Annotated in this window: 8 protein-coding genes and 1 pseudogene; 1 reads left to right on the top strand and 8 read right to left on the bottom strand. The window is 72.7% G+C overall.

All coding sequences use genetic code 11. From position 1 onward, the window contains the following. The 8 genes and pseudogenes from RMN98_RS08715 to RMN98_RS08680 all read right to left on the bottom strand — a co-directional run. A pseudogene (locus RMN98_RS08715) lies at positions 1-392 on the bottom strand (glutathione S-transferase family protein); the annotation flags it as partial. A 9-nt stretch (positions 393-401) separates the two neighbouring features. Then, positions 402-1403, bottom strand: coding sequence for a putative zinc-binding metallopeptidase (locus RMN98_RS08710; RefSeq protein ID WP_309648422.1), 1002 nt, complete (start codon positions 1401-1403; stop codon positions 402-404). Between the two features lie 59 nt (positions 1404-1462). Continuing rightward, positions 1463-2341 carry a transglutaminase family protein gene (locus RMN98_RS08705; protein ID WP_309648421.1) on the bottom strand — a complete coding sequence of 293 codons (879 nt, stop codon included), beginning with the start codon at positions 2339-2341 and terminating at the stop codon, positions 1463-1465. 8 nt (positions 2342-2349) lie between these two features. Continuing rightward, entirely contained in the window at positions 2350-4857 is a 2508-nt protein-coding gene (locus tag RMN98_RS08700) for a circularly permuted type 2 ATP-grasp protein (RefSeq protein WP_309648420.1), read from the bottom strand. Between the two features lie 18 nt (positions 4858-4875). Then, on the bottom strand, positions 4876-8172 hold the full coding sequence (locus tag RMN98_RS08695) for a transglutaminase family protein (protein ID WP_309648419.1): 3297 nt from the start codon (positions 8170-8172) through the stop codon (positions 4876-4878). Between the two features lie 46 nt (positions 8173-8218). Then, positions 8219-9304 carry a histidinol-phosphate transaminase gene (gene hisC, locus RMN98_RS08690; RefSeq protein WP_309648418.1) on the bottom strand — a complete coding sequence of 362 codons (1086 nt, stop codon included), beginning with the start codon at positions 9302-9304 and terminating at the stop codon, positions 8219-8221. Positions 9305-9327: 23 nt separating this feature from the next. Beyond that, complete coding sequence (locus RMN98_RS08685) at positions 9328-9876, bottom strand: VanZ family protein (RefSeq protein ID WP_309648417.1); 549 nt, start codon at positions 9874-9876, stop codon at positions 9328-9330. A 10-nt stretch (positions 9877-9886) separates the two neighbouring features. Then, positions 9887-10492, bottom strand: a complete 606-nt coding sequence (locus tag RMN98_RS08680; RefSeq protein WP_309648416.1) for a TetR/AcrR family transcriptional regulator — start codon at positions 10490-10492, stop codon at positions 9887-9889. Between the two features lie 59 nt (positions 10493-10551). On the opposite strand from RMN98_RS08680, the gene RMN98_RS08675 reads away from it, so the two are divergent. Further along, positions 10552-11946, top strand: a complete 1395-nt coding sequence (locus RMN98_RS08675) for a carotenoid oxygenase family protein (protein ID WP_309648415.1) — start codon at positions 10552-10554, stop codon at positions 11944-11946. Positions 11947-12252 lie beyond the last annotated feature (306 nt).

Here is a 12252-nt window from a genome sequence, read left to right as displayed (position 1 = left end):
ACGATCGCCGGCACCGTGATGCCACGGTCGTAGCCGGGGAAGCGCTTGACGTAGGCCTCCTGGAGCCGCTCGATCCCGAGCACCGGGTCGCGCCCGCCCGGGTCGAGGTCGAAGGTCCAGCTGCGGGCGTCGTGGGTCGGGCCCGGCGTGCCCAACGAGATGACGTCCTGGAGCCCCAGGAGGTCGCGCACGATGATCGCGCGGTTGGCCCACGGGCACGCCTTGGCAGCGACGAGCCGGTAGCGACCCGGCTCCACGGGCCACAGCTCCCCGTCGACCGGTCCGTGCTCGGGACGCCGGGCGCCGCGGGTGATCCGGTCGGCGACGTAGTTGGTGTCGCGCTCGAACTCGCCCTCGCCGACGTACGTCGGGGTCTGGTCGTCGTCGCTCATGCTCAGACCTTAGGCAGGTGGCCAGGACGGCTGGGCCAGCGTGGCGACGAAGTCGAGCTTGTCGAGGACCGGCGCGGGGATGACGAAGGGGTAGAGGTCTTCCTTGCCCATGGACCGGTTGATCTGGTTGAGCGCCGTCGACATCGGGATCCAGACCCCGGTGACGACGTCGCGGAAGGTCGAGAAGGCGCCGACGCCCGCGACGGTGGCGAGGCCGAACTCGCGGGCGGTCTCGATGGTGTCGGCGATGTGGAGGTAGTGCGCCCAGGTCTCGGCGAAGTCCTCGAAGGGGTGCATCGTGGCGTAGGTCGAGATGTAGGACTGCTCCCAGCCCTCGGGCGGGCCCTCGGCGTAGTGCCGGTCGATCTCGGCCTGGTAGTCCTTCGACTCGTCGCCGAAGAGCTCGCGGCAGCGCGCGAGGCGCTCGTCACCGCGCACGAGCTGCCACTCGTAGTAGTGGCCGACCTCGTGGCGGAAGTGGCCGAGCATGGTGCGGTAGGGCTCGGCGAGCTGGGCGCGCACCTTCTCGCGGTGGGCCGCGTCGCTCTCGGCGAGGTCGATGGTGATGATGCCGTCCTCGTGGCCGATCACCACGTTCTCCTCGACGCTGGAGAGCAGGTCGAAGGTCAGCCCGTCGTCGGGGTCGGTCTCCTTGCCGACCACCGGGAAGCCCAGCGCCTCCAGCTCGACGACCAGGTGCCGCTTGGCCGCCTCGGCGAGCGGGTAGTTCTCCAGCCCGACCAGGTCGTCGTCGGCGGGGCGGGTGCGGGTCAGGTCGCAGCTGAAGCACTGGCCGCCCTCGAGCGGCGCCAGCCAGGTGCAGCCGGAGAGGTTGAGGTTGGCGCACACGTGCCAGACCAGCCCGGAGGGGTCGACGTAGCGCCCGTTCTCGTCGACCGGGACGATCGAGCGCTCCGTCCGGGAGTAGGCCAGTGCGGTCCCGCAGGACACGCACACGGAGTTCTCGAAGTAGAGCTGGTTGTCGCACACCCGGCAGCGGAAGGCTTTCACGCAAGAAGCGTGACACGTCTCCGCTCGCAGCAGGCTCACCCCATCAGTGGAGAGCGGGTTCAGCCGAGGGGCTCCACGTCGACCGCTACCTGGAGCGTCGACTTCTTGGCCTCGGTGAAGATCACGCCCTTGACCGGCGGCACGTCGCCGTAGTCACGGCCCCAGGCGACCGTGACGTAACGGTCGCCGACCCACTGGTCGTTGGTCGGGTCGAGGGCCAGCCACTGGTCCACGCCGTCGTCGGCGAGCCCCAGCCACACCGCCACCCAGGCGTGGGACGCATCGGCGCCGACCACACGGTCCTGGCCGGGCGCCGGCTCGGTGGCGAGGTAACCGCTGACGTAGCGGCCGGCGAGGCCGTGGGTGCGCAGGCAGGCCAGCGTCAGGTGGGCGAAGTCCTGGCAGACCCCGGCCCGCTTGTCGAGGATGTCGTCGACCGTCGAGGTCACCGTCGTCGCCGTCGGGTCGTAGTCGAAGTCGGCATGGATGCGGTGCATCAGGTCGGCCACCGCCTCGCCCACGGGCCGGCCCCGCGTGAAGGACGTCGCGGCGTAGGCCTCCGCGGCGCCGACCTGCTCGACCTGGGCCGAGGCCAGCGCGAAGTCGGTCACGCTCCAGGCACCCGGGAGCCCCGGGTCCACCAGCGGTCGCAGGCGCTCCCAGGGGGTGGCCAGCGCGTGGTCCGGCACCAGCGGCACCTCGACGGTCACCTCGCTGGTGGCCTCGATCACGAGCACGTCGTGGGGCTCGGTCACCTGGAAGTAGGTGACGGTGTTGCCGTAGTAGTCGACGTCGTGGGCCAGGTCGCCGGGCGTCGGCGCCACCACCACGTCGTACGACGACACGTGCTGCCACGGGAGCCCTCGAGGCACCAGGTGGGCGATGCCGAGGCTGTCGCTGACGTGGTCGTCGTAGGTGTAGGTGGTGCTGTGCCACACGCGGTACCTCACGGGGCCCCGAGGGCCTCGAGGGACTCGACGAGCGCGATCGAGCCGAGCGAGCGCGGGGCCGGGCCGGTCGCGAAGTGCAGGTCGGCGACCGCGTCGGCGAGGCGCGCGAGCTGGGCTGCGTAGGAGGCGAGGAACGCCTCGAGGTTGGGCCGACCGACGCCGCCGATCGCGACGAGCGTCGCGATGTCGGTCTCGGCGAGCGTGGTGCGCAGGTCGGCGACGAGCCGCTCGGGACGGGTCGAGCCGGTGGACGCGGGCAGCGCGGTGAGGTGCGTGGCGATCTCGGCGAGCCCGAAGGCCAGGGAGCGCGGGTTGTCGAGGTCGGTGAGCAGGAGCTCCAGCACCCCGCCGGTGCGGACGTAGCCGCGGTAGCGCCGGCGGTGGGTCACCGAGCTCTCGGACGCGACGAGCACGGCGTTGAGGACGTCGCGGTCGACGTCGATGCCACGACGCACGGTCGCGGTCTCGTCGAGCAGGTGGCAGACCTGGACCGCACGCTCGAGGTGCCGCCCGATGCCGATCATGTGCCAGCCGGGGTCGCGGATCATGCTGGCCGTCACGCCCTGGAGCGACAGGATGCCGGTGAGCATCCGGCCCGCCGACTCGGAGATCTGGTGGCTGTGGCCCGACTCCTCGAGGGCGTGGGCAGCCCGGTCGCTGGCCCCGAAGACGCGCCAGGTGTCCTGGGAGAGCTGGTCGCGCACCCCCGCGACGGCGTCGCGCAGGCCCTGCAGCGCCTGGGCGGCCGACCCGGGCCGCTGGGCGTCGAGGAGCAGCGAGCGGAACTCCGCGTCCAGGTCCTCGTGGACGGTGCCACCCAGGCGGCGTACGGCCTGCATGAGGACGGCGAGGCTCGCACCGCCGGTCGTGCGTGGCCGGGTGCCGAAGTCCTCGGCCAGCGCGTGGGCGGCGAGCACGAGCCGGATCATGTCCTCGGCGCGCTCGGCGTAGCGGCCGAACCAGAAGAGGTCCTCGAGGATGCGCGGGACGGTGCCGGTCGAGGCCCGCACGTTGGTCATCGGCAGCACCTCGGCCAGCCCCTGGTCGGGGTCGGTCGGCTCGGCCTTGAGCACCCACACGTCCTTGCTGGACGCGGACACGTCACCCTCGTAGACCGCGCCGAGGCCACCGACGAGGGGCCGGTAGGCCGAGCCGTAGCGCAGGGTGAACGTGCGCAGCGTCAGGGGGCGGGGCACCACGTCACCGGAGAGGTGGCCGGTGGAGCGCCAGGTCGGGGCCTGGGAGAGCGGCAGCCGCTCCTGGCCGACGTAGCGGTGCGGCTCGTCGAGGAGGCGCTCGCGGACGCTCGCCGGGTCGAGGCCGGCGAGTGCGTTGGTCGGTCCGTCGATGGCGCGGATGGTGAGGCGGTCCTGGCGGTCGAGCACGTGGGCGAGCGAGTCGGGGTCGCCGCACCACCAGGTCGGCACCGCGGCGAGCCGGAGCGGCTCCCCGAGCAGCGCCTGGCTGATCGACGGCATGTAGGGCAGCAGCCCAGGGTTCTCCAGGACTCCGGAGCCGAGGCCGTTGACGACGCGCACCCGGCCCCGCCGGACGGCCTCGACCAGGCCGGCGACGCCGAGCTGGGAGTCGCCACGGAGCTCGAGCGGGTCGCTCCAGGCCGCGTCGACCCGGCGCAGGATCACGTCGACGCGCTCGAGCCGCCCGCCGTGGCGACCGTGGGTCGCCCGCATCTGCACCCAGCCGTCACGCACGACCAGGTCGCTGCCCTGGACCAGCGGGAAGCCGAGCGCCGAGGCGATGAAAGCCTGGTCGTAGGCCGTCTCGGAGTGGGTGCCGGGCGAGAGGACGACGACGCGGGGGTCGGCCAGCTCGTCCTGGGCGGACTGGATGAGCGCCGACCGGAGCGCCCAGAAGTAGGGCTCCATCCGGTGCAGGCCGGCCTCACGGTAGAGCTCGGGCATGACCCGGGAGATCACCCGGCGGTTCTCCATCGCATAGCCGATGCCCGACGGCGCCTGGGCCCGGTCGGCGATGACCCGCCACTGGCCCTGCGCGTCGCGGCCGAGGTCGGTGGCGGAGAGGACGAGCGGTCGCGGGTCGATGGCACTGCGTCGCGCGACGACGCGGGTGAACCCCGCGTGGCCCAGCACGACGGAAGCCGGGACGATGCCCTCGGAGAGCAGCCGCTGCTCGCCGTAGAGGTCCACCAGGATCGCGTTGAGGAGCTCGGCACGCTGGGCGAGGCCCACCTCGAGGGGCGTCCACGCGGCCGCGTCGATGACCAGGGGCACCGGGTCGAGGCGCCACGGCCCGGAGCGGCCCCCGGGACGCGAGTAGGTGACGCCGTCGTCGGCGAGGAAGCGCACGATGTCCTCGTCGACCCGGCGCAGGTCGCGGTGGTCGAGCGCGACGGCGATCTCGGCCAGGCCCTTCCACGCGGGGCGGAGGCCGCCGTCGGGAGCGACCACCTCGTCGTAGCGCGGCGCCTGGTCACCCAGGACGGGCTGCGTGAGCGCGGCTGCGTAGTCGCGCAGCGCGGTCACGGCGCGGTCACCTCAGGCTCATCGGGGGACGCGCCTCAGGTCGAGCGTGTGGGGGTACTCCGCGGAGGCGGCCCGTCGGGCCTTCTCCTGGAGCGCCCCGACGTCGATCCGACCGGCGGTGTGGCCGCGCGGCTCGAAGCGGCTGGCCCGCCGCGCCTCGGCCGCGTTGGCGTTGACCGGCGGGTGGTCGTAGGAGCGGCCACCGGGGTGGACCACGTGGTAGGTCGCGCCCCCCAGGCTGGTCGCCGAGGGGATGTCGACGACCTCGACGTGCAGCGGCGCCTGGACCGGGATCGAGGGGTGCAGGGCCGACCACGGCTGCCAGGCGCGGAAGCGCACGCCGGCGTAGAAGTCGCCCGCGGCGGTCTCGGTCAGGGGCACGGGGACACCCTGGCACGTGACGAGGTGACGGTGGGGGTCGATCCCGCGGACCGACACCTGGATCCGCTCGACCGAGGAGTCGACGTAGCGGGCGGTGCCGCCGGCGGTCGCCTCCTCCCCCAGCACGTGCCACGGCTCGATGGCCTGGCGCAGCTCGAGCTCGACCGGTCCCGACCCGGTCGGGACCTGGGTCTGGCCGATGCGCGGGAAGCGGAACTCGGTGAACGGGTCGAGCCACGACTCCTCGAAGTCGATGCCGTGGGCACGCAGGTCGGCCGCGACCTCGGCGATGTCGGCGATGGCGCCCTGCGGCAGCAGGAAGTCCTCGTGCAGCCGGGTGCCCCAGCGCACCAGCGGTGCGGTGAGCGGCTTCTCCCAGAACATCGCGACCAGCGAGCGCACCAGCAGCGACTGGAGCAGCGCCATCTGCTCGTGGGGCGGCATCTCGAAGCCACGCAGCTCGAGCAGCCCGAGTCGCCCGCGCGAGGAGTCCGGGCTGTACATCTTGTCGACGCAGAACTCCGCGCGGTGGGTGTTGCCGGTCAGGTCGGTCAGCAGGTGCCGCAGCGCCCGGTCGACCAGCCACGGACGCACCTCGCCGGGCTCGCCGTCCTCGTGCGGCCCCGACTGCTCGGCCACCAGGTGGGCGATCTCCGCGAAGGCGATCTCCATCTCGTACGTCGCCTCCGGCCGGCCCTCGTCGAAGCGCGGCGCCTGGCTCGTGGGGCCGATGAAGCGCCCGGAGAAGAGGTAGGACAACGACGGGTGCCGCTGCCAGTAGGTGATCAGGCTGACCAGCAGGTCGGGCCGGCGCAGCAGCGGCGAGTCGACCGGCTGCTGCCCGCCGAGCGTGAGGTGGTTGCCGCCTCCGGTGCCGGTGTGGAGGCCGTCGAGGTCGAACTTCTCGGTCGTCAGGCGTGCCTGACGCGCCTCGGCGTAGAGCGTCTCGAGCAGTGCCCGCTGCTCGGCCCAGCTCTTCGAGGGCTGCACGTTGACCTCGATGACGCCGGGGTCGGGCGTGACGACCAGCTGGGTCAGGCGCGGGTCGGGCGGCGGGCCGTAGCCCTCGAGCACGATCGCGCAGCCGACCTTGCGGGTCGCGACCTCGACCAGGCGCACCAGGTCGGCGTAGTCCTCGAGGCGCTCGGTCGGCGGCAGGAAGACGTGCACGACGCCGTTGCGCGCCTCGAAGGCCAGCGCCGTGGTCGGCACCTCCTCGGGGTCGACGATCGTGACGACGGGGACCTGGGGCTCCAGCGGCGGTCCCGCCTCGAGGTAGGACGGCTCGCCGGTGAAGCCGGGCTCCTTCCAGGCGATGGCGTCCAGCGGCAGCCGCAGGCCCACCGCACTGGTGCCGGGGCTGAGCACGAGGCGACCACGGCGGAAGCGCCAGGCAGGGCTGGTCCACTCCTCGCCGGTGACGATCGGCAGCACCCACCCGGTGGGCACGGTGACGTCGGCGTCGAGCCGCGCCACCAGCTCGGTGGTCAGCTGGTCGGGCTCGTCGGGCTGCTCCGGCTTGTCGCCGTGCGGCTGTCCGACGTGGTCGGCCAGCGCGGCGAACGGGTCCTCGAAGGCGGCCAGCAGCTGCTCGTCGGGCAGGCCGAGCACCTTGGTCACCCGGCGCGCGAGCGCCTCGGCGTGGCCGACGGCAGCGTCGTCGTACGACGCCTCGTCCCACGGGTCGGCGAACAGGCTCGGGTCCTGCCACAGCGGGACCCCGTCGGTGCGCCACTGGAGCGCGATGTTCCAGCGCGGGAGGGGCTCACCGGGATACCACTTGCCCTGGCCCCGGTGGACGATCCCGCCCTCGGCATAGATGGTGCGCAACCGCTCGGCCAGCGTCGTCGCGAGCGCGCGCTTCTCGGGCCCGTCCGCCTCGCTGTTCCATTGCGGGGTGGTCGCGTCGTCGAGCGAGACGAAGGTGGGCTCGCCGCCCATCGTGAGGCGCACGTCGCCGGCGCGCAGGCGCTCGTCGACGGCCTCGCCCAGCGCGTCGATGCGCGCCCACTGCTCATCGGTGTAGGGCTTGGTCACACGCGGGTCCTCGTGGATCCGGCGCACCTCGTTGTGGAAGGAGAACGTCACCTCGACCGGGTCGGTGGCGCCCTCGATCGGCGCCGCGCTGCTCGGGTGCGGCGTCGCGGAGAGCGGGATGTGGCCCTCGCCGGCGAAGAGGCTGGACGTCGGGTCCATGCCGACCCAGCCGGCGCCGGGCAGGAAGACCTCGGCCCAGGCGTGCAGGTCGGTGAAGTCCTGGGTCGGGCCGCTCGGCCCGTCGAGTGCCTCCTGGTCGGCGGTGAGCTGCACGAGGTAGCCCGAGACGAAGCGTGCCGCGAGACCGTACTGACGCAGCAGGCTGACCAGCAGCCACGCGCTGTCGCGGCACGAGCCGATCCGCCGGCTCAGCGTCTCGTCGGGGCTCTGCACCCCGGCCTCCATGCGCACCGAGTAGGCCACGTCGCGGTGGACCGCGGCGTTCAGGTCGGCCAGGAAGTCCACCGTCGGTCGCCCGTCGGGCGGCAGCGTCGGGAGTCCCTCGCGCCACAGCGCCACGTCGTTGCTGTCCTCGACCGGCCGCAGGTAGGGCGTCAGGTCGGCCGCCAGGGTGGCGTCGTAGGAGAACGGGAACCGCTCGGCATAGTCCTCGATGAAGAAGTCGAAGGGGTTGATCACCATCAGGTCGGCGACCAGGCCGACGGTGATGTCGAGGGTCGACACCTTCTCGGGGAAGACCACCCGGGCCAACCAGTTGCCGAACGGGTCCTGCTGCCAGTTGAGGAAGTGGTGGGCCGGCTCGATGTCCAGCGAGTAGGCCTCGATCGGCGTGCGCGTGTGCGGCGCCGGCCTCAACCGGACCACGTGGGGCGCGACGTTCACCGGCTCGGCGAACGCGTAGGTGGTGCGGTGCTCGAGCGCGACCTTGATCGACATGCCCCTACCCTGCCCTCCTCGTGTTGCCGGGCGGTAACCCGAGCTGTCAGGCGGGACCGAACCCCGCCACGACCTCGAGCAGCCGGTCGTTGCCCTCCGGCTCCCCGATCGAGACCCGGCAACCCTCCCCGGCAAAGGGTCGTACGACGATCCCCGCGGCGTCGCAGGCGGCCGCGAAGTCGGCGGTGCGGTCGCCGAGGGCGAGCCAGACGAAGTTGCCCTGGGGCTCGGGGACGGACCAGCCGGCCTCGGCCAGGCCGGCGACGACCCGCGCCCGCTCCACGGTCAGCGCCTCCACCCGCTCGAGGAGCGCGTCCTCGGCGGCGAGCGAGGCGATAGCGGCGGCCTGGGCGACGTGGGAGACGCCGAAGGGCAGGGACACCGCCCGCAGCGCGGCGGCCACCGGCGCGGACGCGACGGCGTAGCCGACCCGGAAGCCGGCCAGCCCGTAGGCCTTGGAGAAGGTGCGGAAGAGCACGACGTTGGGGTGGGCTCGGTAGGTCACGATGCCGTCCACGGCGTCGTCCATCCGCACGAACTCGAGGTAGGCCTCGTCGACGACGACGACCACGTGCGAGGGCACCCGCGCCAGGAAGGCGGTGAGCTCGGACTGCGCGACCGACGGGCCGGTCGGGTTGTTGGGCGTGCAGACCATGACGACCTTGGTCCGGTCGGTGACGGCGGCGGCCATCGCGTCGAGGTCGTGGCGGCCGTCAGCCGTGAGCGGCACCTGCACCGAGGTCGCGCCGGCGGTCGTCACGGCGATCGGGTAGGCCTCGAAGGAGCGCCACGCGTAGACGACCTCGTCGCCGGGGTCGCAGAACGCCGCGAGCAGCTGGTAGACGAGCGCGACCGAGCCGGTCGCGGCCGCCAGGTCGGAGACCGGGACGCCCAGACGGGCGGCGAGGGCGTCGTACAACGCGGTGCTGCCCATGTCGGGGTAGCGGTTCATCACCGCGGCCGCCTCGGTCGCCGCGGTGACGACGCCGGGCAGCGGCGGGTAGGGGTTCTCGTTGGAGGAGAGCTTGTAGGTCGTCAGGCCGGGCCGCGGGGTGGGCGGCTTGCCGGGGACGTAGGTGGGGATCGCGGACACGTGCGCGCGCGGCTGCGGCAACGGCTGTGGATGGGCCATGTCGCTCAGGCTATCCGCGCAGATCACCGTCGCTGCCGCCACGGCCTGACGACCAGCGCCAGCACCAGCCCGACGGCGACCCCGACGACCGCCCCGGTCACGTTGTCGATGATGTCGGTGACGTCGCAGGCGCGGTCGATGCGGGCGAGCTCGAGCTGGGTCAGCTCGATGCCGGCGGAGTAGCCCGCGAGCAGCACCAGCCCGAGGGGGACCAGGACCCAGCCGATCCGCCACCTCGCCGCCGTCAGGACGAGCAGCACCCCCGGCGGGACGAACACGACGGTGTTGAGCAGCCGCTGGCCGCCCGAGAAGATCCAGAAGCCGTCGGGAGCGGGACCGCCGATGTCGAAGGAGCAGGTGTCGAGCCGCCCCTCGGCCGGCACGATCCCGGGCGCCCCGCTGGCGGGGATCAGGGTGATGATCGCGATGACGACCAGCGACCACAGCAGCGCCGCGAGCGTCCAGGCGGTGAAGCCCAGCCGGCGCCGCAGGACGAGGGCGAGCACGACGCACACGGCTGCGGACAGAGCCGTCCCGAGGAGCATGACCTCGACGCCACCGACCGGAAACACCAGACCGACGCTACCGATCGGGGCGGTGGCCCTGCACGGAGAGCCCCTCCACCAGGTGGCCGAGCATCGGCCAGAGCAGCTGCCGCTCGGGGTCGTCGACCACGGCGTTGAAGCCGGAGAGCTCCAGCATCACGTATCCGTGGAGCGCGCTCCACAGCTGTCCGGCCACGGCCGCGGGGTCGTCCTCGCGCAGCGCGCCCGCCGCCATCGCGCGGCGGGTCACGTCGACGAGCTGTCCGAACGCCGCCAGCCCGACGTCGAGCTCGTCGTCGCGCAGCCGGTAGCCGCCCAGCGAGGCCGAGCCGAACATGACGGCGTAGACGTGCGGGTGCTCCAGCGCGTTGGCGCGGTAGGCAGCGGCGACGCGCAGCAGGTCGTCGACCACGTCGTCGCTCGGTGTCACGGCGGCCACCCGGTCGAAGAGCCGGGCGAAGCCGTCGGCCACGATCTCGCGCACCAGCGCGGGCATCCCGCCGAAGTGCGTGTAGACCGCCATCGTCGAGGTCCCGGCCTCGCGAGCCAGCCGCCGGGTGGACAGGGCGGAGGGCCCCTCCTCTCCGAGCAGCCGGGCGGCCGCCTCCAGCAGGGCGCGTCGTACGTCGGTCTCCTCAGGCACCTTGCCAGCCTCTCATAACGGCGTTATCGTCGCTGATAACGCCGTTATAGGGAGACGTCATGAACCGCTACCTGCAGGACAACTTCGCGCCGGTCACCGACGAGGTGACTGCGTTCGACCTGCCGGTCACCGGCACGATCCCCGACCACCTCGACGGTCGCTACCTGCGGATCGGTCCCAACCCGCGCCTCGACGGCCCCGGCGCGGTCGACCCCGACGGCTACCACTGGTTCATCGGCGCCGGCATGGCCCACGGGCTGCGCATCGCCGACGGCGCCGCGCGGTGGTACCGCAACCGCTGGGTCCGCCCCGACGGCGACGACGTCGCCCCCAACACCAACCTCCTCCAGCACGGCGGGCGCACGATGGCCCTCGTGGAGGCCGGGGCGCCGCCGTACGAGCTGAGCGACGAGCTCGAGACCGTCGGGCGCTGCGGCTTCGCCGGCGACCTGGCCGCGGGCTACACCGCGCACCCGCACGAGGACCCGACGACCGGCGAGCTGCACGCGGTCTCCTACAGCTGGACGCGCGGCAACCGCGTGGACTACTCCGTTCTCGACACCGCCGGGCGGCTACGTCGCCAGGTGGAGGTCGAGGTCCAGGGCAGCCCGATGATGCACGACTTCGCGCTGACCGAGCACTACGTCGTGATCTACGACCTGCCGGTCACCTTCGACATCGACATGGTCGCGGGGAAGATGCCGCGCCCGATGCGGCTGCCGGCCCGCCTCGCCCTCAACCGCGTCATCGGCCGCAACCCGCTGCCGGACGCGCTGGTCGGCGCGATGGCGCGCGGCGGCGCCCCGAGCCAGCTGCCCTACTCGTGGGACGACGACTACCCCGCCCGCATCGGGCTGCTGCCGCGCGAGGGCGCCGGCGCCGACGTGCGCTGGTTCGAGATCGACCCCTGCTACGTCTTCCACACGCTCAACGCCTACGAGGACGGCGACGAGGTCGTCATCGACGCGGTGCGCCACGAACGGATGTTCGCCACGGAGTTCACCGGGCCCTTCGAGGGCCTCTCGTCGCTCGTGCGCTTCACCGTCGACACCGTCGCCGGCAAGGTCCGCGAGCACCGCTACGACGAGCACGCCCAGGAGTTCCCGCGCCACGACGAGCGGCTCACCGGTCATCAGCACCGCTTCGGCTGGTCGGTCGGCCTCGACGGACCGCTGCCCGGCGACAGCGTGCTCAAGCACGACGTGGTCGGTGGCACGACGCTGGCTCGGCGCCTGGGAGCCGGCAAGGAGGTCGGCGAGTTCTGCTTCGTCCCGCACGCCGACGACGCGGCCGAGGACAGCGGTGTCGTCATGGGCTACGTCCACGACCGGGCGAGCGGTCTCAGCGACCTGGTGCTGCTCGACGCCGAGACGCTCGAGGACGTCGCCGCGGTGCACCTGCCCGTGCGGGTGCCCGCCGGCTTCCACGGCAACTGGGCGCCGACGACCTCCTGAGGCGGGCCCCGAGCGGCCCAGACCTCGGTGAGCCCACCTCTGTTCCGACGACCCCTCCCGGACACTTACGAGAAGGGTCCACGTGGCCCCCTCTCACCAGCACCCACCGAGGCACCCCCTGAGAGGACAGCACGGCGGGAGGACCACCCCACCCCGCCCGAGCACCGACAGATCGCAGCCCCTCACGACCTCGCCACGAAACACCCACCCCCCCTCCCCAGACCCCTCCCGGACACTTGCGAGAAGGGTCCACGTGGCCCCCTCTCACCAGCACCCACCGAGGCACCCCCTGAGAGGACAGACCGG

Source organism: Nocardioides sp. (genome assembly GCF_031397825.1).
GTDB lineage: Bacteria > Actinomycetota > Actinomycetes > Propionibacteriales > Nocardioidaceae > Nocardioides.
Note: the sequence above shows the minus strand (reverse complement) of the source record. Positions and strands in the feature narration are given on the sequence as shown.